The 25,632-nt window shown below is 57.2% G+C and carries 23 protein-coding genes; 11 read left to right on the forward strand and 12 right to left on the reverse strand.

Annotated elements, in window-relative coordinates:
- Window positions 1–14 precede the first annotated feature (14 nt).
- From D8670_RS11700 to aceB, 5 genes are all read right to left on the reverse strand, one after another.
- Complete coding sequence (locus tag D8670_RS11700) at window positions 15–1,112, reverse strand: TRAP transporter substrate-binding protein (protein WP_121818270.1); 1,098 nt, start codon at window positions 1,110–1,112, stop codon at window positions 15–17.
- A 249-nt stretch (window positions 1,113–1,361) separates the two neighbouring features.
- Window positions 1,362–1,787, reverse strand: coding sequence for a universal stress protein (locus D8670_RS11705; RefSeq protein ID WP_121818608.1), 426 nt, complete (start codon window positions 1,785–1,787; stop codon window positions 1,362–1,364).
- 245 nt (window positions 1,788–2,032) lie between these two features.
- A complete protein-coding gene (locus D8670_RS11710) occupies window positions 2,033–2,296 on the reverse strand; it encodes a hypothetical protein (RefSeq protein ID WP_121818271.1) in 264 nt (87 codons plus the stop codon).
- Between the two features lie 354 nt (window positions 2,297–2,650).
- On the reverse strand, window positions 2,651–3,829 hold the full coding sequence (locus D8670_RS11715) for an MFS transporter (protein ID WP_121818272.1): 1,179 nt from the start codon (window positions 3,827–3,829) through the stop codon (window positions 2,651–2,653).
- A gap of 597 nt (window positions 3,830–4,426) precedes the next feature.
- Window positions 4,427–5,734, reverse strand: a complete 1,308-nt coding sequence (gene aceB, locus D8670_RS11720; protein ID WP_121818273.1) for a malate synthase AceB — start codon at window positions 5,732–5,734, stop codon at window positions 4,427–4,429.
- Window positions 5,735–5,961: 227 nt separating this feature from the next.
- Between aceB and D8670_RS11725 the strand changes: the two genes are divergently transcribed.
- Entirely contained in the window at window positions 5,962–6,891 is a 930-nt protein-coding gene (locus tag D8670_RS11725; protein ID WP_121818274.1) for a sulfide-dependent adenosine diphosphate thiazole synthase, read from the forward strand.
- A gap of 102 nt (window positions 6,892–6,993) precedes the next feature.
- Window positions 6,994–7,677, forward strand: a complete 684-nt coding sequence (locus D8670_RS11730) for a haloacid dehalogenase type II (RefSeq protein WP_121818275.1) — start codon at window positions 6,994–6,996, stop codon at window positions 7,675–7,677.
- A 24-nt stretch (window positions 7,678–7,701) separates the two neighbouring features.
- Here D8670_RS11730 and D8670_RS11735 read toward each other — a convergent pair whose 3' ends face one another.
- From D8670_RS11735 to D8670_RS11745, 3 genes are all read right to left on the reverse strand, one after another.
- Window positions 7,702–9,012, reverse strand: coding sequence for a hydroxyacid-oxoacid transhydrogenase (locus D8670_RS11735; RefSeq protein WP_121818276.1), 1,311 nt, complete (start codon window positions 9,010–9,012; stop codon window positions 7,702–7,704).
- Window positions 9,013–9,257: 245 nt separating this feature from the next.
- Window positions 9,258–9,623 carry a Rieske (2Fe-2S) protein gene (locus D8670_RS11740; RefSeq protein ID WP_121818277.1) on the reverse strand — a complete coding sequence of 122 codons (366 nt, stop codon included), beginning with the start codon at window positions 9,621–9,623 and terminating at the stop codon, window positions 9,258–9,260.
- Entirely contained in the window at window positions 9,620–10,648 is a 1,029-nt protein-coding gene (locus tag D8670_RS11745; RefSeq protein WP_233752233.1) for an amidohydrolase family protein, read from the reverse strand. Before D8670_RS11745 ends, D8670_RS11740 begins: the two co-directional genes overlap by 4 nt.
- Before the next feature lie 189 nt (window positions 10,649–10,837).
- On the opposite strand from D8670_RS11745, the gene D8670_RS11750 reads away from it, so the two are divergent.
- A complete protein-coding gene (locus tag D8670_RS11750) occupies window positions 10,838–11,311 on the forward strand; it encodes a type III secretion system chaperone family protein (protein ID WP_121818279.1) in 474 nt (157 codons plus the stop codon).
- An 86-nt stretch (window positions 11,312–11,397) separates the two neighbouring features.
- Here D8670_RS11750 and D8670_RS11755 read toward each other — a convergent pair whose 3' ends face one another.
- Window positions 11,398–11,730 carry a hypothetical protein gene (locus tag D8670_RS11755; protein ID WP_162994282.1) on the reverse strand — a complete coding sequence of 111 codons (333 nt, stop codon included), beginning with the start codon at window positions 11,728–11,730 and terminating at the stop codon, window positions 11,398–11,400.
- Window positions 11,731–11,744: 14 nt separating this feature from the next.
- Complete coding sequence (locus D8670_RS11760) at window positions 11,745–12,185, reverse strand: universal stress protein (RefSeq protein WP_121818281.1); 441 nt, start codon at window positions 12,183–12,185, stop codon at window positions 11,745–11,747.
- 167 nt (window positions 12,186–12,352) lie between these two features.
- Between D8670_RS11760 and D8670_RS11765 the strand changes: the two genes are divergently transcribed.
- Window positions 12,353–14,059, forward strand: a complete 1,707-nt coding sequence (locus tag D8670_RS11765) for an NAD(+)/NADH kinase (RefSeq protein WP_121818282.1) — start codon at window positions 12,353–12,355, stop codon at window positions 14,057–14,059.
- Between the two features lie 203 nt (window positions 14,060–14,262).
- Here the strand turns inward: D8670_RS11765 and D8670_RS11770 are convergent, their stop codons facing one another.
- Window positions 14,263–14,634: a VOC family protein gene (locus tag D8670_RS11770; RefSeq protein WP_121818283.1), complete on the reverse strand. Its 372-nt coding sequence runs from the start codon at window positions 14,632–14,634 to the stop codon at window positions 14,263–14,265.
- Between the two features lie 322 nt (window positions 14,635–14,956).
- On the opposite strand from D8670_RS11770, the gene D8670_RS11775 reads away from it, so the two are divergent.
- The 6 genes from D8670_RS11775 to D8670_RS11800 all read left to right on the forward strand — a co-directional run bounded on the left by D8670_RS11775 (window position 14,957) and on the right by D8670_RS11800 (window position 22,182).
- The gene (locus D8670_RS11775) at window positions 14,957–15,739 is read left to right on the forward strand and encodes an IclR family transcriptional regulator (protein ID WP_121818284.1); all 783 of its coding nucleotides are present in this window, start codon (window positions 14,957–14,959) and stop codon (window positions 15,737–15,739) included.
- Between the two features lie 815 nt (window positions 15,740–16,554).
- Entirely contained in the window at window positions 16,555–17,985 is a 1,431-nt protein-coding gene (sauS, locus tag D8670_RS11780; protein ID WP_121818285.1) for an acylating sulfoacetaldehyde dehydrogenase, read from the forward strand.
- A 122-nt stretch (window positions 17,986–18,107) separates the two neighbouring features.
- Window positions 18,108–18,323 (forward strand): DUF2061 domain-containing protein, encoded by a 216-nt coding sequence (locus D8670_RS21840; RefSeq protein ID WP_205254078.1) that lies wholly within the window; start codon window positions 18,108–18,110, stop codon window positions 18,321–18,323.
- Window positions 18,324–18,528: 205 nt separating this feature from the next.
- A complete protein-coding gene (locus D8670_RS11790; RefSeq protein WP_233752234.1) occupies window positions 18,529–20,256 on the forward strand; it encodes a sulfoacetaldehyde acetyltransferase in 1,728 nt (575 codons plus the stop codon).
- A gap of 48 nt (window positions 20,257–20,304) precedes the next feature.
- Complete coding sequence (locus D8670_RS11795; protein WP_121818288.1) at window positions 20,305–21,384, forward strand: phosphotransacetylase; 1,080 nt, start codon at window positions 20,305–20,307, stop codon at window positions 21,382–21,384.
- Window positions 21,385–21,471: 87 nt separating this feature from the next.
- Window positions 21,472–22,182 (forward strand): haloacid dehalogenase type II, encoded by a 711-nt coding sequence (locus tag D8670_RS11800; RefSeq protein ID WP_121818289.1) that lies wholly within the window; start codon window positions 21,472–21,474, stop codon window positions 22,180–22,182.
- 80 nt (window positions 22,183–22,262) lie between these two features.
- On the opposite strand, the gene D8670_RS11805 is transcribed toward D8670_RS11800, so the two are convergent.
- The gene (locus tag D8670_RS11805) at window positions 22,263–23,441 is read right to left on the reverse strand and encodes an inorganic phosphate transporter (protein ID WP_121818290.1); all 1,179 of its coding nucleotides are present in this window, start codon (window positions 23,439–23,441) and stop codon (window positions 22,263–22,265) included.
- Between the two features lie 364 nt (window positions 23,442–23,805).
- Between D8670_RS11805 and D8670_RS11810 the strand changes: the two genes are divergently transcribed.
- Window positions 23,806–25,632: a 4Fe-4S dicluster domain-containing protein gene (locus D8670_RS11810; RefSeq protein WP_121818291.1), complete on the forward strand. Its 1,827-nt coding sequence runs from the start codon at window positions 23,806–23,808 to the stop codon at window positions 25,630–25,632.

A 25,632-nucleotide genomic window follows, 5' to 3' on the forward strand; every position in this document is an offset into this window, starting at 1 on the left:
CGATTCGGTCTACGCTATATATCAACACCGGGCGGTTGATAGTCCTGATAATCTAGAACTGCTTTGACAGTGTCCTCTGCAACACCTTCCTCACCGAGCCACTCATCATACACGGAGCTAGCGGCCGATTGCCACTCAGTTAACTCGTCATCTGTCGGAGTGTAGATCTCGATATCGGAATTTTCCTCTTGGATCGTACTTTTCGCTTCTTCACCCTGCTGGATGTCCATTTCGATCTGCTGTGGCGTGACCTCACTGATTGATTCGTTTAGTATACTCTTTTTGTCCTCCGACAGACTATCCAGCGTGTCTCTATTTATATGTACAATAGCCGGACTGTCCTGTGTCGCGGTTTCGACAGTGTAATTTATCTGCTCAAACATGTCAGAGTTATATAGCCAGAAATAGTGGATATGGATCCCATTTACGGTTCCTTGTTGCATTGCAGAGACGGTCTCACTCCAGGCAATTGGACTCGGACTCAGATTCCACTGGTCGATCGTGGATTGTTCGATAGGTGATTCAGTGACGCGTATTTTCTGCCCGTCTAGATCGCCCGGCGTCTGTGCGCCCGGATTAGACGTGAAATGGAGATGTCTCATACTCCCTCCATTACTTCCCCAATATGATAGTACCTGTATATTATCCAAATCTTGGTATGCTCGCTGGTTGATCTCTTCGACGATGTCTGCATTGTTCCAGAAGTCGTACATGTCGCTATGCGATTTCCACAGATATGGTAGCTGTGAAACTAGCCACGCCGGCGTCAGTCCTGCAAGGTTGTTCACCGCTGACAGTCCTATGTCCAGACTCCCGGACTGAACCGATTGTGTGATCTCAGGCGGGCCACCGGCTTGTTGACAACAGATAACATCCAGAGTTAGTTCGCCGTCGGATTTCTCTTCGACAGTATCCGCTAACAATTGGGCACCCTCGTAATGAGCACTTCCCTGATTCCCTGACAGCGCGAACGCAAGTTGTGACCGATCATTATCAGTACCACCGCCACCACTGAAACACCCGGCCAAGCCAGCTAGGCCAACTGATCCTGCACCAGCGAGTCCCTTCAGTGCGGCTCTCCGGTTAAACTGCGAACTGTGATCATCTGCCATGGTACATTATCATCACACCTTCCCATATAAATATTTCTCCACACCGTGGAATGTTGGGAGGAGAATTCATTCTACAGTGGAAACTTGGACTCAGAGATAACATCATCGTGTCTCTCAAATTCATCAATTGTAGTACTTGTATGCGGAGACTCTCTTCTGCCAGTTGATCGTCACTGCAGATTCGTCTCTCGGACGAGTTTTCACACGAGAAAAGTTAGCACAGTCGTTGATATCAGCGATGCGTGAAATCTATTCCGAGACGACTATGACAGGTTGATCAGCGTTAAGCAATACTGACTGTGCAACGCTACCGAAAATGGTTTTCCCAACCGGTGATCGTTTCTTCGCTCCCATGACAATGTAGCGAGTGTTTTGTTCGCGACCGTATTGAACGATTTTGTCTGCCGGGTCACCGACACGTCCAACAGCAGTAACATCAATCGGGACATGATCAGCAATTTCGCTTGCGATTTCGGCTGCAGTCCGTTCGATCTCTTCCATCTGGACAGATATGTGCTTTCTCTCGACACTTGTCTGATTGAGTTCGTGAAAATCATTTCGGCTTAGCACGTGCAATACATGTAACTCTTCGTCAAATTTTTCTGCGAGTCGATATCCCTCTTCGAGGCTCGAATCAGCACTATTCGACCGACTGACTGGTACAACGATACACATACACCTAACTACCCCACCTATCCACATGAACATTATTGATATTCCCTTGCTATACAATAACTCAATACGCTCAAGCGAGAATTGGACAGGCCGCTATTGTAACTCACTGACCGGCACACAGTTTATATCTCCTATAACTAGGTGGCTACAGTTCTCTCAGATCCCGTCATCGTTTCTTGTGAACCTGCATCTCTGGGTTACTTGAGAGCACCCTTTGTGATGCCCATCCCCTAGGCCTGTATCACTCACCTCTTTTGCGCCGTGAAGAGCAGTGCATCAACAACGTCATCCATGCTAGCCTCCATAAGAGGACGCGCACCAACCAGGCATATCCCTAGAATCGGCCGAGCACCGTCGCGTCCGCTGGCCGATCGGACAACGTGAGGCGAGGTTGCTAGCAAGTCCAAGAAGATAATTGCTTCACTGTTCATCAACGGCATCCTGCCCGTCTTCCACTCAGCCATCGCAGGAATCAGCACGGCGTCGGTCTGCAACTCGCTGTCGATCATCAGCGATTCCGTACTCTCTCAGATTTGGTCCGTCACGGTCTGGACCGTTCTGATCGTTTCGTAACTCCTTCTCCCTTTCGTTAAAAACACAACATCGCCATTCGCGGCCCCACCCGAAGAGATGATTAGTTGGCACGGCGGTCGCGATCGAGATCTTGGCCAACTGCCCGGCCAACGGTCCGATGTTATCACTGCGGCCGGCATCCACTCAGACACTATCTTTGCCTACTGTCAATACTTTAATAACAGGACGAAGAAACTCGCTCCAGTGTCAATCCTAAGCGAGAGGCCCACAACGCCATTGAATTCTCAATGAGAACGGTTGAGAAGGCTCTCAAAAGTAGGGTAACGCTTTTACCCCGGTTCAAGGGCACAAAGGACGAGAACTACAGTGCTTGCGAGTAGGCAAAGAGCAAGACCGAGAAACGCCATGGAAAAAGTCGTGGTATCGGCGATGACGCCGACAATGAATGGGCCGATGCTTCCAATACCCATGAAGACTGTTCGCGTCGCACCAAAGTCCCCACCCATGTTCGCATCGGGAAATAGATCCATGATATAGGCGTTCATCACCGGCCAGATAGCTGCAAGTCCGGCGGCCATGGGCAACACTCCGAGGATTAAAAGGGGGACTGACGGGGCTACTGCGGTAACTACTAGCCCCACAGTGGCAGATACAGAAGCTGACACTGCCACCAATAGGTGGCCGACCCTATCGCCGGCTCCGCCGGCCACCGGACGTATGACGACTCCGACTACAAAAATCGCCATGAAGGCGGAGGTGGCGACAGAGTCGGAGAAGCCCTGTGCCAGCAGGAACGTCGGCAAGAAGCTTGTGACGCTCTGCCAGACGAACGCCGAAAGCGAGAACGCAAAGAGTATCCGGAGCATCTGAGATGTGGTGGTAATGCGTCTGAAGGTCTCGGGTATCTTGTGATCTACCCGCCGCAGGATGTACGGTTCCCGGCTCCACGCGTGCAGCAGGGCGAGGGTCAAGACCACACCTGCGAACATCGGGAAAAAAGCCGTACGCCAGGTCGTGACTGCGAGAACGCCGATAGCGAGCAGGCCAGCGATAACCCCGCTGACATCGATGCTCCCGGCGTTGATGCCAAACGCCTGCCCCCGGCGAGCGACGAACAGATCTGAGAGAAAGGCAAAACCCGCCGGCAAATAGAGGCCACCTCCTAACCCCACTAAGCCAGTGGCAGCGATGAACATGACGTAGGTTCTGACGTAAGCGAGCAATCCGAGACCGATCGCAAGGATTCCGAGTCCGATAACCAGAACTGTTGTGCGCGAGAGCTTGTCAGAGAAACGTCCGCCTGGGTACTGCCCGACGGCAACCAGAAACCACATGACCGATAGCGCAAAACCTGCTGCTGAGGGCGAAATATCCACCTCCTCGATAATTGTCGGCAACAGCGGCGAGAGTACAAGTCGGCTCAGGTACGAGAGCATCGTCCCCATCGCTACGACGAACAGTATCCGTCCAGTATAGCCTCGCACGAGGGATTCCTCGGATTCACTCATCGACTACCAACCCTGTAGTTGGAATCCTTTGGCCGCGTTGTAATCCCGTGGCCAGCATGGCACACCACATATAGTCACGGGCTTCTATAACGCTTGTCCAGCTGGTACGGAGATTGTCCCATATCTCACCGTTTCGGCCGGTGCAGTCGTCATCACACCTTGAGAGGTCCACGCCCCTGAATTCGGACTGATGAAGAAGGCGGTGAAGCCCGCTCCAAAATAATTAAAATTTCAACACTTACTCTAAACGGTAGTGAATAGTATATGTAAGTCTGATTGAAAGATATATTCTCAAGACAGGTTCTAGTCCATCTCTGAGGGGTATCTTCTCATTCTTTATGGCCATGTGCGCACTCGTCAAGACAGCATATCATCTTTACCGGTTGCTCTGCGATCCAAAACTACAAGTCTTCCCTTCGGGTACGAGTAAGTGAGTAGGAGAGAGAACGGATTAACGGGAAACAGAGTACTTCAGTTCTATCGATGATCTATATACAGTTAAAAAACTGCGTTTCAGGAGTGATTTCGTCGCTCTTAGCGACCTGCCGAAAAACGATAATGAGAGGCCTGTCTCCCACTCAGAGCCGGGGTATACGACTACTGACCGACAGACGTAGCGCGTTCGACGACGTCAGTGCCGTATATCTCCTCTAAGTCCTCGTGTTGATCCGGCCGGTGCTCGTACACGTCCTGGAAGAGAGTGATTGGAGTTTTGGCAGCCTGATACGTGGCTTCGTCCCACATTCTGTCGTTACTGATGTCGATCTCGACGCCGCCGATGACGAGCGTGGTCGACTGGGTCATGGCGATGGCGCCCTTGCCCGCGTCCTTGGCTGCTTCGAACTCTTCCATGGAGTCGACGATGTCGTTCATGCTGGGAACGTACGCGGTTCGGTCAAGCAGTTCCTCCCGCAGTTCGTCCTCGTCAAGTCGCTGCCGGTTGTTGCTTTCGCGCAGGATGTACTCCCCCCCATCGGTGGCTTCGAGTGAAAGACCGTCGCCGTCGTACACCTGCTGTCCGTCCTCTCCTTCGAGCTCGATCTCACGGCCATCAACTTCCAGCAGCCAACTCCCAGTCTTCGGGGGAAGGGGGGCTTTATTCGCCTCGACGACCTGCCCCGGTGTCAGTGACCAGATGCCGGTCATCCCCTTCGCCCGGTTCTCGGTCATCCGCTCGCGGTAGCCCTCGACGTCACGAATGTCGTCGTACGGTCCGTCGACCGAAATGAGACCTGCAGCACTGGCGCCTCGAGAGGTGTTGTGTCGCAGTTCCGGCCACTCCGGGAGTTCACCGGTGGGCGTCATCGCCTGCATGTCCTTCGTGTAGTCGACCTCCCCATCGACGAGTAAGAACAGCCGTTCGAGATTGTTCGACGGCTTGCCCATCTCCTCGCGGAGGTCGCCCATCGCTAGTTCCGCCTCGGCACTTTCGATGATAACGGACATCGAGAGACTGCCTTCTTCCAGCCCGTGGTCGTGTTCGATGATAGTAATGAACTCGTCGGCCTTTTTCCAATCATCGATGTCGCCGACCTCCGGAATGACGAACCCATCGATGTACTCGACGGCTCCGTTGTCAGGATCCGCGATCTCCCGCATCTGCTGGAATCCTCCGTGACGTGTAGTCGGCGAATCTCGATGCCAGACGACACGAGGGTGGATCTCTCCGGGGAAGTCTGACCCCTGCTCGGAGACGACCTCGACGATATTTTGAACGCCTTCTTCACGCATGTTTGGCGCGGTCGCGTCCTCGTTGTCAGGAACCCAAACATCCGGGGCCTTGAGACCCCGAAGTTGGCCAGCACTCCGCAACATCTTCGCGGTATCGTCTTCACCATCGACCGCCGTCGGCGAAGTAAAGAACGTTCGGACGAACTCGCGTTCGCTATTGTGTTCCACACTCATGACTCGTCCTCAATGGAATCCACGGCCTGTATTAAAAGTACTGTAAGCCGGCAAGATATACGATAACGTATTGCGCCGGTGTTTCTAGATGCGTTCCGCAAAGAGATCATCCGAGTAGTGATCTGAATACCCACAGGTATGGTCACCAAACATGGACACTCACTCACCCTCGGTTCTAGAAACCCACCCAAATATTTTTCAACCACCGCACAGTACCACTTGATGGTATGAGTCAGTTTAGCGAATTCAGCGACGTCGGCGAAGCGGAGGTAACCCGCGCGATCGGACAGGAGTGGACCGAGGAGTTCATGGACTTCTCCGATAGCGACGTGATCATCGTCGGCGGCGGCCCCTCGGGGCTGATGGCCGCGAAGGAACTCGCGGAGCGGGGCGTCCAGACGATGGTCGTCGAGAAGAACAACTACCTCGGCGGCGGCTTCTGGCTCGGCGGGTTCCTGATGAACAAGGTGACGGTGCGGGAACCGGCCGAACAGGTGCTCGAAGACCTGGACGTCGACTACAAGGAGTCCCAGGACAGCGAGGGGCTGTTCGTCGCGAACGGCCCCCACGCCTGTTCCGCGCTGATCAAGGCGGCCTGTGACGCCGGTGCGAAGATTCAGAACATGACGGAGTTCACGGACATCGTCATCCGCGAGGACCACCGCGTGGGCGGCATCGTGATGAACTGGACACCGGTCCACGCGCTGCCCCGCGAGATCACCTGCGTCGACCCGATCGCGGTCGAGGCCGACCTGGTGATTGACGCGACGGGCCACGACGCCGTCGCCGTCAACAAGCTCGACGAGCGCGGCGTGCTCGACGCGCCGGGCATCCAGCACGCCAAGGAGCACAACACGGGCATGGACACCACCGGCGAGGACTCCTACGGCGCGCCCGGCCACGACTCGCCCGGCCACGACTCGATGTGGGTCGGCAAGAGCGAGGACGCCGTCGTCGAGCACACCGGCCTCGTCCACGACGGCCTCATCGCCACCGGGATGGCCACGGCGACGACCTACGGCCTGCCCCGCATGGGACCCACCTTCGGCGCTATGCTCGTCTCCGGCAAGCGCGCCGCCCAGGTCGCCATCGACGAACTCGGCGTCGACGCCGAGGACGTCGACATGACCACCCGCGCCACCCCCGCCGACGACTAGCCCGACCGGGAAGGAGACGTCGCGGTGCGCAGTTATTTTTCGTACCCTCTCTGCGCTGTTGACGGAGATAGCTATAACAGCGTCGTTATCAATAGTTACCGTATGCCGCTGGACATCGGCGAGGTTGAGACGATCACGTTCGATTCATTCACCACGATCGTGGACGTCGAGACCACTACGCGGCGAGCGCTCGCAAAGCACGTGGACGACCCGGCCTCGGTCGCCGATCTGTGGCGGTCACGAGCCGTGGATTACCGGATGGTGAGTACGTTCACCGACAACTACGAAACGTACGAGGAAACGACTCGTGACGCCCTCGAGTACGCGCTCGCAGCGCACGACTGTACGCTTCCCGACGACGCGATCGACGAGATCGCTTCAGCGTTCCACGAATTGGACGTCTACGAGGACGTCCGTCCAGGCATGGAGCGTCTGGTGGACGCCGGCTACGAACTGTACGTACTGTCCAACGGGAATCCGGCAGTACTCGATTCGATGGTCCGGCGAGCGAGTATCGGTGATCTGATCGCGGACACGATCAGCGCTGACGAGCTACAGGTGTACAAGCCCGATCCCCGGATCTACGAGTACGCGGCCGACTCAACGAACACCGCTGTCGAGAACGTCCTCCACGTAGCTACCCCGTGGTACGACATTTACGGAGCGAAGCACGCTGGTAATCAGACGGTCTGGCTCAACCGGAACGACGCCCCGTGGGACCGATTCGACGGCGAGCCGGATCTGACCGTCGAGACGTTCGAAGAGCTGGTAACCGCCGTGATCTGACCGAGAAACAAGTCGGAAACGGTGCTACCAGTTGTGGAGCGCGTCACGATACACCTCACGAACGTCCGATTGGGAGACACCGCGAGGGTTACAGCGAACGAGACGCTTCTGGGTTTCGACAGTCCGTCTCGCGAGTTCATCCACGTCCTCTTCGGTTGCGCCGGTGAGTTCGTGCAGTCCGCTCGGGAGGACGTTCAGATCCCGTTGGAGTTTGATGAACTCGCTCTTGGCGGCATCAGCCGCATCGCGACTGCTCATTCCGCTCGTTTCGGCACCGAGCATGCGCGCAACACGACCGTATCGCTCCGGGTCGCTGCCAGCATTGTAACCAAGCGTACTCGCAGGGGTGAGCACCGCGATCGTCTCGCCGTGATAGGTGTGCCATTTGTTCGCCACTGGATACGACATCGCGTGACAGAGATTCGATCCGGCAGTCAGCGCTGCGATCCCGCCGAACAATGCCCCGAGCTGCATGTTAGAACGCGCTGTCAGGCTATCGCCGTTGTGAACCGCCGTCCGGAGATTCTCCGATAGTAGCGTGATCGCCTTCTCGCTGAACATCTCGGTCACGGGCGTTCGACCGGCGTACACCGGCCGCGAAGAGGGATCTGTGGCCCGCAGGAGTGAGTCAAAGGAGTGGGTCGTGTAACCCTCTATCGCTTGGCCGAGCGCGTCCATCGCCGTCTCCGCGGTCTCTTCTGGCGGGAGCGTCGTCGTAAACGTCGGGTCGAGTATCGCTGCGTCGGCCTGAACGTATTCACTCGCGATTCCTTCCTTGATACTCTTCTTCTCGACGTCGACGATAGCAATAGGTGAGATCTCTGAACCGGTACCCGCAGTTGTCGGCAACAGGACCAGTGGATCGCCCGAATCGGTCAGTGGTTCGCCGTTTCCAGTCGGTTCGCTTATATAATCAAGGATCTCTCCCTCGTTAGCTCTGATCGTCTGCACGACCTTGGCCGTGTCCATGCAGGTACCGCCACCGAGTCCGAGGTAGAAATCGTAGCCCTCCTCGCCTCTTTCCTCGCGGACGAACGAGAGGCAGTGGCGGAGAGACCGGATCGACGGTTCGCGCTCCGCACCGTCGTAGACGTGTACCTCGTAGCCGGCGGCTTCAACCTGTTCTCGAACGCGGTCAGCATGACCCACGTTCACCAGCGTCTCGCCGGTGATGAGTAGCCCCGTCCCTCCGGGTTCGACATCTATCTCGTCGAGTTGATGGGGAAGTTCCTCGACCGAATCGCGACCGAACCTGATCCGGGGGAGATGGAGACTCCAAACGGTCTCCGGCGAAAGCTCGTGATCGGGGGCCGAGATAGCGCGATCGATCACCATTCTGTTCGCCTCGGTTCTGGCGCACGTGATTGCGGTTGAGTGCCGATCCGACCCACGGAGGGGCTCCAGAGATCAGTGTTACCAAATGTCATATATGGCATTACGGAAGTTCCACTTATTAATCTATGCAGGTAGCCACCGATCGACTTCAGTATCGAGGAGGACCGATCGTCGCGAGTCTGATGAGTTGTGCTCAGGACTGGCCTGATATCGGCTGTATTCGGGGGCACTCTACGGACGCCGGACTATAATTCGACTACCAATTCACCGTCTCTGGTTTTCACAGGGTATGTGGGAAGTTGATCATCCCTGGGCGCGAGGCAGTCACCCGACTTCAGATCGAACTCCCACCCGTGCCACGGGCAGTTGAGGACATTGCCCTCGTTCTCCCAACAGACCTCGAGTTCGAGCGAGTCACGATCGAAGGTGCTCTCGTTGGTACCGGATATGGTCCCCTCACACGCCGGGCCGCCTTGGTGTGGGCACCAGTTGAGAAATGCGTGGTACTCTCCGTCTTTCCGGAAGATCCCTATCTCGCGACCCTCGATCTGGGCGATGATCCGTTCTCCATCCGAGATCTCGTCCGCGTCCGCGACGACGTGTTCAGTCATATTCCTATCCCGAACACCTCGCTAGCGTTGCCCGACAACACTCGTTCCCTGTCTTCGGGGGAGAAGAGGCTACGGAGGTACCCGTTGAGTTCAGTGGGGTGGTCGAAGTCCCAGTGAGGGTAGTCGGATGCGAACATCAGTGAGTCCTTCCCGACCATGTCGATCATGGTCTTCATGTGCTCAGGATCCATCGGCTCGCCGAGGGGCTGCGTGGCGAAATAGTAGCTGTCGCGAATGTACTCTTCCGGCTGCTTCTCGAGCAGCGGCGCTTCGCTCCGGCGCATCGAGAGTTCCTTGTTCAGTCGGAACATCATGTACGGAACCCACGAAATCCCCGCTTCCAGGAAGACGAGATCGAGGTCGGGGAACTTCTCCGGAATTCCGTTCACCATAGTGCTGGTGAGCGTCATCGTCTGACTCCAGAGGTGGGCGTTCACGTGTGCTTCCACGAACTTCTCGAACTCCTGGCTGTGGATGGGAAATTCGATGTCGAAGCCGCTGTTCGTCGCTCCGTGGTACGCGATTGGCAACCCGTTATCCTCGGCAGCTTGATAGAGTATGTCATATTCTGGGTCTCCGAGCGGAGGTCGGGGGCCCGTACTCGTCAAGAACACCCCGACGATTTTGTCCTCGTCTCCGATCCGATCGAGCTCCTCCGCGGCCTTATCCGGTTTTTGTGTTGCGACGGTAGCGAGGCCATGGAAATCGTGGTCATCCAGGAACTGATCGAGCAACAGGTCGTTGCACGCACGCTGTAAGTGAACCGCGGTTTCGCTCTGCGACAGACGCGACAGGTTGACGAAGGCGTTGACAATAGGGTAGTCGATATGGATCTCGCCTTTCACCTCCTCCTCGATATCCTCGGGTGTCAGCAAAGTTCGTTCCTCGATTTTGCCCCCCATCGTCGGGTCCCACCCGGGACTTTTCAACTGCACGTCCTCGGCAGAGAGATAATCAGCGTACGGCTTATCTGCGTACTGCGCGATCTGGTCTGTCGGGGTTGTGAGGTGAATATCCGTATCCACGATAGTCTCTCGCTGAAGGAGACTGGTGTTATTGGCTTGTGCCATACTAACAGGTGGCATTGCCATGACGAGAGTAATTAAATTATCGATCACGGCAGTTTCCGGATCGGATGAATCCAGCATGCGCCTGTTGACTTGACCATCTCATCAACCCGGAATTTTATCTCCGTCGGCGTTACACAGAGTTTTGTGACACAAGATATCGATAAACAAACCGTCCGAAACTGGATCGACGACGACCTCGTACAGCGGATCGAGGACGTCACGGATGGAGACGAGGCATACAACTATCTCGTTCAGGTCTCCGGAATGAACTTCCACATCGGGAGAGTGAGAGGGACTGGGCCCATCAGTGTCGCAAGCACCATCGAGTTCGATCCGGAAACAGTCGCGCTCCTGATGGAACGGGAGGAGAAACGGCGAGACTTGTTGACGCGATTCGAACGTGTACTCACCATCGCACCCGGTTGGTACACGTTTCTCGACGGGGCCGGGAACCCCGGCTGTAACTTCACGGAGATGCGTTCGATCCGGCTGGAGTACCGGATATATCCGGACGGAGCCAGTCAACACGCGTTGATGAACGGCCTCATCGATATGGCGAACGCGCTCGTTTTCCTGCGGGACGTAATGACGAGCCTCGCAGAAGCGGCTGACGAATAGGGACTGGAGCACCCCGAACTGCTCTCAGCAACTCTTGGGCGCGTTCGGCCGCTGACGGCATGACGGGATACCGGCCGTGGCGTCCGTCAGTTCGACCGGAGTGTCTCGGTAACGCTGTCGCGGAACTCCTCCGAGGTAACCTCGAAAACCGTGTTGCCGTTCGCGTCTCGATGGCGACCCAAGGTTAGCGCGCGTTCTCCGTCCACGATCGCTTCCCAGTCGTCCCCGTACTCGACGTCGATTCCGACGATCCGGATCGTGCAGTCCTCCTCGTTTTCGAGCTCAGAGACGACGGTGTGGGTGTACACCCCATCGCGAAAGCGCGGCGGCTCGTACGCGGGAAGATCCATTGACCGACGGAGCTGTTCGTTCTCTTCCCACCAATCGGGGCGATGAGTACTCGATCCGTCTTCGCCCATTGTTCAGTCGAGACTCATTGCTTCTCCACCGTCTTGGGTGCGACTACCACAGGACATTCGGAGTTTAACAGGACGGACTGGGCGACGCTTCCGAACACTGCCTTTCCGATCGGCGACCGCTTCCGTCCGCCGACGACTATGTACCGCGCGTTTTGTTTGTCGGCGTATTTCACTATCTCGTCGGCCGGGTCTCCGATGAAGCCGACGGAGGTGAAATCATCCGTGGACGCTCCCGTCGCTTCGAGGGCAATATCTGCCGCGATTTCAGCGATTCCGTCTCGCCCCTTCGCCTGGCCGGTCTTTTGGACGTTGTCCATTTCTACGTCAGCGGCTTCAGACTCCGTGAGAACGTGGACGATGTGCAACTCCTCACCGGTCAAGTCCGCAAGCTTCCGTGCCTCTTCGAGAACGGTCTGGGCCCATTTCGATCGGTCTACTGCGGCAATGATAGTCATAGGACGTTAGTTAGCAATTCACGAACGCGGTATAAAAAAGTAAGGGCCAGAGGGATCAGATCTCGGTCCGGCACATGAACTAACGCCGAGATGCAGCCGATCGGTGGCGGAAATATATCTACGAACCCTATGTTATTTATGTGGTTGAGGTGTGTGAACATGACGCAATGAGAGGGAGACGGCTAGCCACGATAGAGGAACTGATAGCGATCACCAGCCCGGGGGAAGAAACGGAAGAAGCAGTAGCGAGGCTGCGTTCGTGGACGAACGACAACGGGTTAGAGTTACACACGGTCGACGTCGGCTCCGATATCGACGCCGTGTACACCGAAGAGAACGAAACGCTGGGGATCACAATCGGTGGGGACGGAACGTTTCTGGAGGGCATCCAGCAGTTCGCACCACGCAACATCCCCCTCTTAGGGATCAATACCGGAACGCTCGCATTCCTCGTCCGGATCGACGTCGACGACCTCGAGGAGGCCCTGACAGAAGTCATTCAGGGTCGATCCTCGATCGACAACCGACAACAGTTGTCGGTGAAAGCGAACGGGCTCGAGGCCACTGGCATCAACGACGTCATGGTCCAGAACGTGCCGCCGGAGGACCCGATCGATCGGAAGATAACGAAGCTCGACGTGTTCGCCGACGGCCAGTACGTGGGCGAGTACGATGGCACCGGTCTAGCGATCTCCACGCCAACTGGAGCGACCGGCGTTTCGCTCTCCGCGAACGGGCCGATCCACAATCCGACGAACAATTCCTCACTGCAGATCGTCCCCCTACATACTCATCAAATGGGCGTCCGACCGCTGATCGTTAGTGAGGACACGACAATCCGGATCAACTGTACTGACGAGTCCGACTTGCTGGTAGACGGCGGCCGTCACCACGAACGCCTCGACGCAGAGGACGTGATTACCGTTACCGGAGCCGAGAACACGGCCGACCTCGTGCGAACGAGTTACGACGACGATTTCTTCACTGCGATCAGCGAACTCCTCGGATGGGGTGCGCGGGATGCAGACGGGAAATCGCTCCCGGCAGGCGTCGCGAAAAGAAACGAACCGGAGGAAATGCTCGATCGAGCACTGAAGCTAGCCAAGGAAGCGGCGAAAAGCGTACGAGAGCCGCTTCGGGATCTGCACGGAAGGATCGAATCCGAGGAGTTCAAAACCGACAAATCAGACGTCATTACGGAGGCAGACTACCTATCGGAAAACATCATCGTGACCGCTATCGAAAACGAGTATCCCGCTCACAACATCCGGACCGAGGAGGGCGTTCACGCCAAAACCGGAAGCGACTACACGTGGTTGATCGATCCGCTTGACGGCACCGGGAACTACGCGAACGGGAATCCAAACTACTCAGTTTCTATCGCGCTCCTCGAAGGGGACAAACCCATCGTTGGCGTGGTGTATGCGCCAGAAACAGACGAACTGTGGAGCGCAATTGCCGGTGACGGCGCTAAAAAGAACGGGGAACCGATCATGGTGACGAACCGAGACCAGTTAGACGAGAGCATGTTGATGTCGGGATACGACCCGGACGGGAGTTTCCTCACCCACTTCTACAATGAGACGCGAGGAGTGAGGCGACTGGGGTCTGCCGCGCTGCATCTCTGCTATCTCGCCAGCGGGAGCGCCGATGCCGTTTGGGAATACGACACTCATCCGTGGGACGTCGCAGCAGGCGTCATTATCGCGAGAGAGGCGGGAGCCACTATCACGGATTCGAGCAGCGACCGCTTCAGCGTGTACGCGGAGAAAGATCGGCAGGAGCTCATCGGTTCGAATGGCTTGATACATGAGGACATGATGGAGCGACTGCAGCACAACGAAGAACTGTACAACACGATAGATAGAGACTGAGCTACCGGCTCGGGACCCAATCTGGCACTGTGTGCTCCGTGAATTCGCGTTGACGCGACGAGGGCAATAGGACCATACAGAAGGGGGATTACCGACCCCTACAAGCACCTCAGACGTGGGAATCCGGGACACTCCGGAGAGTCTGTTGTGGACGTCGCCTGGGAGCACTTCAGACTGTCACTGACATTCTCCGCCGACTTCTCTCAACCGTTGAGCGGTTCGATGAGTTCAATCACGTGTCCGTCAGGATCCTCGATGAACGCTGTGCGTGCATCGGCGGCTGGTTGATCAGTCGGCTCTTGGACGACGCCGTAATGTTCGATCTGGTCGATCGTGTCGTCGACGTCGTCTACACCGACAGCGAGGTGATCCCAAGCCGTTCCCGGGTCGAACTCCGTTTCCCCCTCCGTTTCCGAGAGTTGCAGTTCCACACCGTTTGATTTGACGTATCTGTTCTCGGTTCTGCCATCGGCGGTAGTGAACGACCACGATTCCTCGAAGTCGAGCTGTTCCGTGTAGAACCGCTCTGCTTGGTCTACGTCCGCCACGTTCAGACAAACGTGTAGCAGCTCCATAGAGAGCGATCACATATTGCAGATACATAAAACTGGGACTCGCCACACCAAGATAGATGCGAGGCTCGAACCGGATAATACAGATAATCTCTGTGCTATTGTCGAACCCGCCAGTACAGGCGATACTACTCTCTCTACGCTATTCTACCCGTTTTGTGAGCGAAAGCGTGTCCAGATATTCAACCGAGTGTCCGGAACTGCGGATCCCCCTGTCAAGAGCATAGTTGTCGTTGCATTATATCGAATCCGCGGAGATCCCCGTTGACCTCCGCACGCTACTCACTGGCAAGGTATTAAATAAGATAACCACATATATCGAGCCATGCGAATGGATAACAATGATACGAAAACCCTGACGACAATCGAGAGAACGTTTGAAATAGTTGAACTGATACAGGAACTCGACGGAGCAAGGGTGTCTCAGGTGGCTGATGAGCTCGATATGCCCCGAAGTACTACGCACAACTACCTCGGAACCCTCTGTGAAGTGGGATATTTGGTCAAACACGGGGACGAGTACCATATCGGCTTGCAGTTCCTCGGACTCGGTGGCCACGCGGCAGCTCGTCACCCCGGATATCAGCTGCTCCGAACGAAGGTGAACCAGCTCGCTGAGGAGACGAACGAACGCGCACAGGTCATCGCAGAGGAGAACGGACGGGGAGTGTACATTTACGAGATGACTGGCAATAACGCAGTACAGACTGACGTTCAGATCGGCAAACACGTCCATCTGCATACGACCTCCGCCGGGAAGGCGATTCTCGCCCACCTCCCCGAAGAGCGACTCGACCAGATCATCGACTATTGGGGCCTCCCGGAACGGACCGAGCACACGATTACGGACGAGGAGGAACTGAAAGATTGCCTCCAGCGTATCCGAGAGCGCGGATATGCGTTTAACGACGAAGAACGGATTCAGGGTCAGCGTGCAGTGGGGGTCCCAGTGTTAGATGAAAAGAACGATATCGTTACTGCGCTCAGCGTGTCTGGACCGAAGAATCGCCTCAAGGGAGATTGGTTCACGCAGGAGATCCCGGATATACTCCTCGGCATCGCAAACGAAGTCGAACTGAACCTGAAATTTTCTGGGCGTGTTAGGTAGAGATATTATTATCGATAATACTCTTTCTCCCTCTCACCTCTCCTACGAGGAACCGCATCGATAATTTACAGATATATCGTTGTAATCTATGGGCGGCCGACGAGAGTAATCGGAAAAACCAAACGCAGTCATACACGAAAAGCGCCGGTTTATTACGGTCCTACGTTCGTAAAGGAGGTTTCGAAGAGAGCTATTTCCTTGATCTCGAAGGGAACGGATTATATTGTGCCATGGGAGCAGGATCCGTAACTCTTCAGGCAGATATTCGGGTTTCTCAGGAAGTTACTACAGATATCGATCTCTGCCGCAAGGAATTACAATCATATGACTGTAAGCATAGAGCGGCCTTTCGATCAGAGATGTAGTTCACTCCCTTCTGCACCAGTTCATTGACTGTTTTCCCCCAGTTCGACTATATCGATCCTTGGTAATGAGTAACATTTGGTGGTGTGTTCATAGCCGAAGGGGGAAAATAGACATATTCGGATTAATTGAGTTCTTTTGTTGAAGGTCTTGCACATCAAAGGTGAAAAGCTACAAAAGAGGGTATCAAGATGTACTGTCCGAATATATCCAACGCGCTAGTTGCACAGAGATAGTGCCAAGCAGACATTGAAGCGTTTCTACTGACCCGAAGATCAGTCGCGGTTCGGCCGACGAACAGTGCTAGTTCCCTCAGCGTCGGCATCACTCCTCGTTCTCAAGGCGTATATGTACCTCTTCTCTAATAATATGATTGATGATAAAATTCAGGTATTACAATAAATATTGGAGAAACATATTTATTCTGCGTTCTGTAACCCCGTTAGTGTGTCATGAGTTTAGAGACCGATGACCAGGAGGAGACTGCGGAAGAAGTCGTAACTCGGCTGATCGAGCAAGGCCGTGCGGCAATGGCGGAGATAGAGAGCTATGACCAAGAGCGGGTCGACGAGTTGGTACAAGCCACTGCTTGGGCCATCATGGAAGACGATCGGGCGAAAGAAATCTCCGAGGTAGCCGTCGAAACAACGGGGATGGGGCGTGTCGAAGATAAGTACAGCAAGAAAAAACGCAAGACGTTGGGAACGCTTGACGATATCCTCGGGGAACCGTCGGTAGGCGTTATCAACGTTGACGAGGAGGAGGGCATCACCGAGATCGCCAAGCCCGTCGGGGTCGTCGGTGCCGTGGTGCCGTCGACGAATCCGAGTTCGACCGCGGCGAACCTCGCGATGATGGCGTTGAAGGGCCGCAACGCGATCATCCTCTCACCGTCGCCGAAGGGACTGTCCGTCTGCGAACTCACCGTGGACGCGATCCACTCCGAACTCGAGAAGGTCGGCGCTCCCACGGACCTCGTACAGATGGTTCCGCCGCCCGTGAACAAGGACAAGACGTACGAGCTGATGGAACAGGTCGACCTGCTGCAGGTAACCGGCTCGTCGAACAACGTCGAACACGGCCAGAAATCGGGCACGCCGAACTACTGCGTCGGCGAGGGCAACGCCGTGGCAGTAGTCGACGACAGCGCTGACCTGGAGGCAGCGGCGAACGCCATCAAACTGAGCAAGACCTTCGACTACGCGACGAGTTGTTCCAGCGAGAACTCCGTCGTCATTGAAGACGCGGTGTACGACGAGATGATGGCGGCTCTCGAGGACGAGGGTGGATACGTCTGCAACTCAGACGAGAAGGAACAACTCGAGGAGACGATGTTCCCTGACGGGCATGGGTCGCTCAGCGGGGAAGTCGTCGCACAGCCGCCATCCGATATTGCAGACGCCGCTGACTTGACTGATCCTGCAGCACAGGACGCGGAATTTTTCGTCGTAGAGGGAGAGGGCATCGGGCCGGAGTATCCCCTCTCCGGTGAGAAGCTCTCGGTCGTGCTCACGGCCTACCGCGCGTCCGACTTCGACGACGCGTTAGACATAACGAACGACATCCTCGACTTCGAGGGGTCCGGCCACTCCTGCGGGCTACACACCACGACCGACGAGCACGTCGACAAGATCGGCGAGGAGATAGACGTCTGCCGGATCCTCATCAATCAGCCACAGTGCTACGGTAACGGTGGAAACTTCAACAACGGTCTCGATTTCACCCTCTCGATGGGCGCCGGTACGTGGGGCGGGAACCAACTCGACGAGAATCTCACGTACACTCACTTCTTGAACATCACGACCGTCTCTGAGACCATCGAAGAGGAAGTTCCGTCTGAAGAGGATCTACTCGGCTCGTATCACGAAAAATATGGGAAATAGGCCTCGGTCCTCTAATTTCCCTGCTCGATGATTTTTATGTGAATTGCTAAATCTGTGGTGGGTGGTTCCAATATGGCAGATTCAGAGGAAACCTCGTAACCATGCTCAATAGACAGGACGTGATGATACAGTACCAACGCCGCACAGTTGTGAAAGCCGTGATCTACCGCGTCTTTATGATCGTCATTACCGTCGTCTTCGCATTTCTTGTCACACGTCAAGCGGGAGATGCCCTCACGATCGGTCTCTGGTCAAACGCTGTCAAAACGGCCACGTACTACGGGTATGATCGGCTCTGGAATCGTATTACGTGGGGGCTGCAATACAACGAGAACTAGGAGACGGCCGATCACGCGTTCTCAATATCGACGATACGGCTCGCTGTCGGAATCAAGGTACCGTTGTTGGTAGTAAATGTATCATATATTATGGTTATGGAAAGTTATAATAGTGGCCATGAAGAAGGATGTTTTGAGTTACCCAATGTCACAGCAAGAGCCAGCCGAAGAAGCCGATAGCCAGCCGATTCACGAAGATACAGTGATGACGCCAAGCGAGGCGCTGTTAGAGCAGTTCGCAGCCGAGGACGCGGACGTGATGTTCGGGATCGTCGGTTCAGCGTTCATGGACTTCCTCGACATCATGCCTCAGGCGGGGATCCGCTACGTGCCCGTTCGCCACGAGCAGAACGCCGCTCACATGGCCGACGGCTACGCCCAGGCGCTCCGGGCCGAGGAACCCGGCCTCTGCGTCGCCCAGAACGGCCCAGGTGTCACCAACATGGTCACAGGGATCAAGGCAGCGCAACTCAACCACTCTCCGGTCATCATGCTGTCCCCAACGGCGACGACAGGATCGATCGGCACGGACGGCTTCCAGGAAGCCGATACGATGTCTATTTTCGAGGACACTGTCGACTGGCAGCAGCGCCTCGAAGACAAGAGCCGTATCGCCGAGTACGTCCGCACGGCCTACCGCCAGTCGCTCACGAAGAAGGGGCCAGCTCACATCGACTTCCCTCGGGACAACCTCTACGGCGAGATCGAGGTCGACGTCCTGCCGCCGAACCAGTACCGGCAGACCGAAATCGGCGGTGCCGCCGAATCGGAGGTGGAGGAGGCGGTCGACATCATCGAGGACGGCGACAACGTGGCTATCATCGCCGGCCTCGGGGTTATCTACTCGGACGCCGTGGACGAGGTAGCAGAACTCGCCGAACTCCTCAACGCGCCGGTCGCCAACTCGTATCTCCACAACGATAGCTTCCCGATCAGCCATCCCCTCGCCGTCGGTGCACTCGGATACGGGGGATCGAAAGCAGCGATGGGTCAACTCTCCGAGGCGGACACCATCGTCGCGGTCGGCAGTCGACTGAGTGGCTTCGGACTCCTCCCGCAGTACGGCATGGACTGGTTCCCCCACGACGCCGACATCATCCAGATCGATGTCGACGCCTCCCAGATCGGCCGGACAACGTCCGTGGACCTCGGGCTGGTCGGCGACGCGGCCGAAACCGTCCGGAGCCTCACTGACAAGCTCGACTCGTCGGCCGGAGCGCCGGATTCCCGAGTCGAAGAGATCCAGGACGCGTACGCCGAGTGGAAGGAGGAACTCGAGGAGATGTCCCAGCAGGATCAGATGCCGATCCACCCGCGGCGCGGGCTCTGGGACGTCGCGCAGGCGCTGCCGGAGAACACGATCGTCTCCACGGACATCGGGAACACGTGTTCGATGGCGAATGCCTACCTCGAGTTCGACAACCCCGGGAACTTCCTCGCCGCCGGTACGTACGGGAACTGTGGGTTCGCGTATCCGGCAGCGATGGGCGCGAAAGTCGCACGTCCGGACGCCCCTGCCGTGGCTATCACTGGCGACGGTGCGTGGGGCATGCAGCAGATGAACGAGGTGATGACGGCCGTTCGCGAGGACATCAACGCGAACGCCATCATCTTCAACAACATGGAGTGGGGAGCGGAGAAGCAGAACCAGTACTGGTTCTACCAGGAGCGCTTCCTCGGGACCGATCTCCCCGAGAACCCCAACTTCGCCCAGATCGCCCAGGAGATGGGTGCACACGGGATCCGCGTCACGAGCCCCGACGAGATCACCGACGCGGTCGAAGAGATGCTCTCGACCGACCAGCCGACGGTGGTCGAACTCATCACCGACGGCACCGAACTCCTCGAACCGTTCCGCCGCGATGCGCTCGACGACCCCGAGCGCGTCTTAGAGAAGTACCGGCAGCCGGGTGACGCCAACTACGACGAGTAGGGCTCCACCCGATTCACCCTACCCGTTACAGCACATCGGAGTTGCACGATGACCGAACTTTTATCAAAACTACGAAAGCAAGCGCGAGAGGAATCTCCGGAGATACTGCTCCCCGAGGCCGAGGATACGCGCGTCCTCGAAGCCGCCGCTCGCGTAGGAGAGAGTGGAATCGCACAGCCGGTCGTACTAGGAAGGAGCGAAGCAGTCCGACGCGTTGCCGACAAGAACGATATCACGCTCGACAACGTCCGAATCCTGGATCCGTCGGAAGAACAGATCGACGAGTATGCAGCGATCTACGCCGACTTGCGGGACGTACCGCACGAGATCGCTGCCGAGATGCTAAACGACGAACTCGTCCTCGGGGGGGTGATCACTAGGGTCGGCGACGTCGACGGCCTCGTCGCAGGTGCGGTCAACAGCTCAGCCGACGTCGTCGCAGTCGCAAACGGCGTCGTCGGCTTTCACCCGACGGTCGATACGGGATCGAGTTTCTTCGTTATGGTCTTCGACCGGAAGGACGTCGGCGAAAACGGCGTGCTCCTGTTCGCAGACTGCGGTGTAAACATCGCTCCCTCCGACGAACAGCTGGCCGACATTGCGGTCTCGACCGCCAACACGGCTGAGAACTTGTTCGGCTGGACGCCGAGAGTCGCCCTGCTCTCGTACTCGACGAAGGGAAGCGCGAGTCACGAAACCGTCGAAAAGATCCAGCGTACGGCCGAACTCGCCAGACAGCAGCGCGGTTCCATCATCATCGACGGCGAACTGCAGGTAGACGCAGCGCTGGTTCCGGACGTGGCCGAGAAGAAGACAGATGATTCGGCGCTGATACGGGGCGACGCGAACGTGTTGATCTTTCCCGACCTCCAGGCAGGGAATATCGCGTACAAGATATCGGAACGCCTGGCTGGCGCCACGGCGCTCGGTCCGGTCCTACAGGGCTACGCACGACCAATCAGCGATCTCTCACGGGGTGCGAGCGCCGACGACATCGTCGACGTGATCACGGTTACAGCGGCGATGGCCGCCGCCGACCCAGGGACGAGCGCCGGGGACATCGTCACGAGCGGTGCACTCAATAGACGGGAATCGTCGAGTTCCCTACAGCCGGTGAACACTGAGTAGGTTACTCCGTCTCGGTTCGTTGCCCCACTGCTCACTATCGTTATCTTGGGAGTTGGTTTTAAGACCGTGTCTGTGGTATCCACTTCCATGCCTGATCTTGACCAGGTAGAGACGATAACATTCGACTCGTACACCACCCTCGTCGACGTCGGATCGCAGGCGGACGTACTCGCTGAGACCGTGGACGGGATCGAACACCCCGAGTTCGTTTCGCGGGTGTGGCGGTCTCGAAACATGATGTACACCGTGATCGCGAACGACGTCGGGGCTTACCGACCGTTTTACGAGATCCAGGGGCTCTCGCTGAAGTACGCGCTCGAATCGTTCGGCCACGACGTACCAGGTGAGACCCGCGACGAGATTCGCCGCCGAGTCTACAAGGAGAACATCACCGTCTTCGACGACGTCCGCCCGGCGATGGAGCGACTCACCGACGCCGGCTACGATCTGTTCGTCATCTCAAACGGCGATCCGGAGATGCTGACGCACATGGTCGAGACGGCGGGTATCAGTGGTCTAGTGGAGGACGCGATCAGTGCAGACGAGATCGAGACGTTCAAGCCTGAACCCGAGATTTACCGCCACGGTGCCGCCCGAGCCGGCGCGCCGATCGAGGATATTCTCCACGTGTCCGGCGGGACGATGCGTGACATCTGGGGCGCGAACAACGCCGGTATGGAGACGGCGTGGTTGAACCGACCGGAGAAACACTATCCCGACGAGGAACTCGGACAGGACCCGGACATGACGATCGAAAGCCTACACGAGCTCGCCGACTCGCTAGAGCACGTCGAGTAACGGCTTGACCGCTCGGTGACGACGTGAAGCGTCTGCTCTACCGTCCAGAAGACGGGCAGGATGCTGTCGGTAACAGCCACTCACAAGACAGCTTCAACGCCGGCGTACACTGCGTAGCTGACGAGGATTGCCCCGACGAGGGAAGCGACCCAGGCGAAGCCCGTTTTCACCATTTTCTCCCTGCCGACCCCTCCCCTGTTCCCCGCATACCCGCTTCCGACGATGGCGCTGACGATGATCTCGTTGAACGAGACTGGGATGCCGAAGAAGATCGCCGACTGTGCGATCGTGAATGAAGGAATGAGTACCGCGATCGCGCGTTGAGGACCGAGCGACGAGTAGTCCTGCGAGAGGGCTTTGATCATCCGCGGGGCGGCCGTCCACGAGCCGATAAGCAGACCGACTCCCCCGCCGAAGAGAATGGCGAGCAGCGGAACCCCGCGTGGCTGTAAGAGTGGGATCAACGGACCGATAGCGAGGCCGACCTGACTCCCGCCCGCAGAGAACGCGACGAGTCCCCCGAGAGCGAGGAGGAACTGTCGTTGGCCCCTCTGGATGTCTCGGGCGACGTGTTTGTACAGAACTATCGTGAGTCCCGCGCCAACTAACGCTGAAGCGAGAACCCTGCCATAGAGGACCTGGCCCGGAAAGGACGAACCGGCGAGCATCGCGAGCGACGAACTCTCCCCTGACGATCCGAGCACGACGAACTCCATGTTTGCGATGATTATTCCCGTGACTCCCCCCAATGCTCCTGTAAGGAGACTCTGCCGGTAGCGATCACACTGAAACGTTCGTGCAGCCGCGTACGAAACACTGCCACCGACGAATGGGGTGAGAATCCAAAGGAGCAGTATTTCCCGATACTTCGTCCAGGCCGGCACCCCCCCAAGCGCGAGGCCGACGCCGATGATAGCACCCGTGGCGGTGAAGGCGGTGGAGATAGGGATGCCAGTGAAGATACCGATCGCGACGAGGAGTGCGGCCGTCATGAGGGCTATCGCCGTCCCCAGCGGCGAGAGACTGACGCCGTGAACCAGATCCGTTCCAACCGCCTTGGAGATGGCTCCGCCCTGCGTTACCGCTCCGAGGAGACACATGATACCGACGATAAACCCGGCTCGCATCACTGAGATCGCGTTCGCACCGACTGCAGGCGCGAACGGCGTCGATCCGCTCGACCCCGCGCCGATGGTCCACGCCATGAACATACTCGTAACTACCGCGATCAGCATGATACCGACTGTCGCTAACTCCATGGGTGTATCACACTCGGGTGGGAGCACCCGCTCGTTTTCTGGTGCATTCACAGGTGCTACTCATGCCCTCTTAACGATTTTGCACACGACATATGCCACCAACTGGCAAGAACACGTGACTGGACTCTGCAGAAAAGGCGGTAGATACGGGTGAGTCCCCTCTTGGTGACTATTTCCATGACCTCTGGACAGTACTTGTAGGAATAGGAACCGGTTTTGAAAGATCAGTAAAGGGCCGATACGGTGACTGAGCCGGCATGAGTAACCCCATTCGGCAGTGCTCGGAACAGTCGTGCATGTGATTGGTTCACTAACCTTTATGGTTCAGCCACGTGCATTGATTCTATAGCGAAAGGAGGAAGAGATGACTAACTATGGATTCGTAATCGACAACCGGAGGTGTATCGGATGCCACGCATGTACGGTCGCGTGCAAAGCCGAACACGACGACCCGATCGGTGTGAACAAGACCTGGGTCAAGCAGATCGAGAAGGGAGACTTCCCGAACACCAATCGAAACTTTTCGGTAATGCGGTGCAACCACTGCGACGATTCGCCGTGTACCGACGTGTGTCCCGTCACTGCGCTCTGGGAGCGCGAGGACGGTATCGTGGACTTCGACCCGGAACGGTGCATCGGCTGCAAGGCGTGCATGCAAGGCTGTCCGTACGACGCCCTGTACATCGACCCCGAGACGTCCACCGCCGCGAAGTGTAACTACTGCTCACATCGTGTCGACTCCGGCCGGGAACCCGCTTGCGTTACCGTTTGTCCCGAGGACGCTATCATCGCGGGGGACATGGAGAACAACGACACGGAGATTACGCAGACCGTCGCAGACCAAGAGGTTCAGGCGCGGAAGCCCGAAAAAGGGACCGAACCGAAGCTGTTCTACGTCGACGGGGACGAAGGGAGTATCACTCCGGGAACGACCGCCCGAGAGGAACATTACATGTGGAGTGATTCGCCGTCGAGGATGGAAACGCAAGGCGCTGCGCGAGAGGACTTCGACCTCCAGCGAGCAGCGGAGTCACTCGCCGAATCGGACGTCGCCTTCTCCGACGACGAAGAATCAGCACGAGCTGACGGGGGTTGTGGTTGCGGAAGCTGTGAGTGTGGTCAGAAGTCTGATCCCGGAGGCGAGCGGACGGCTTCCGACGGGGGTGTCACAAAGGGTTCAGCGATCGATGAGGAGCGCCAGCGCGTTCAGAAATCCGAAACGACGTCCGCGGTCCAGACGGAGGCGCTCGACAACGACCGCGAGTTCGCCGACGAAGACGAGTCCAAGTCGAAGACGGAACGCGCGTACGAACTCCTCCACGAGGAGGCAAAGCGGGTCTACGACATCGACGAGAACCACTATCTCTCCTGGGGGTGGGAGGTGTACTCCTACACCTGGACGAAGTCCATCGCTGCCGGCGCCGTCCTCGTGCCCGCCATGCTCGCGGCGATGGGACTCATCAGCGTTACCCCGGAACTGATCGGCCTCAGCGCGGGCATTGGTACCGTTTTCCTGGCGATCACGGGTGTGCTTCTCATCCTCGACCTAGAGCAACCCCAGCGGTTCCACTGGGTGTTACTTCGACCGAACTGGAACTCGTGGCTGGTCAAGGGAGCGTACATCATCACCGTCTACGGAGCGATTCTCGGCTTACTGATCGCCGGTGCGGTAGTCGGGGCCGACGTAGTTACCAATCCGGTAGTCCTGTCGGTCGCGTCGGTGGCCGCGGCGGCGACAGCGGTCTACACCGCGTTCCTCTTCAGCCAGTCGAAAGGGAGGGACCTGTGGCAGAGTCCCGCAATGCCGCTTCACATGTTCACGCAGGCGGTCATCGCCGGCGGCGCGACGACGGGCCTGCTCGGTCTGGCCGGCTTCGACGGACTCGTCGGTCCGGCCCGTCTCGTGCTCGGCGCCGGGATAGCCCTGCATGCCGCGCTGATCCTGTCGGAGATATTCACTCCGCATCAGACGGAAGACGCCGAAGAAGCGGCCGTCCGCATCACTCGCGGGCGGTTCAGCCGGGAGTTCTGGGTCGGCGCCGTGGGCATAGGCGTTCTGCTCCCGCTTGCCGTAGTCGCAGTCGGAGCTAGCGCTACGGCGGTCGCCGCCGCCGGCATCGCAGCCCTCGTGGGGCTGTTCGCCTACGAGTACTGCTGGATACTCGCACCGCAGACGATCTCCCTCGCCTGA

This window comes from Halostella limicola, assembly GCF_003675875.1.
Taxonomy (GTDB): domain Archaea; phylum Halobacteriota; class Halobacteria; order Halobacteriales; family Natronoarchaeaceae; genus Halostella; species Halostella limicola.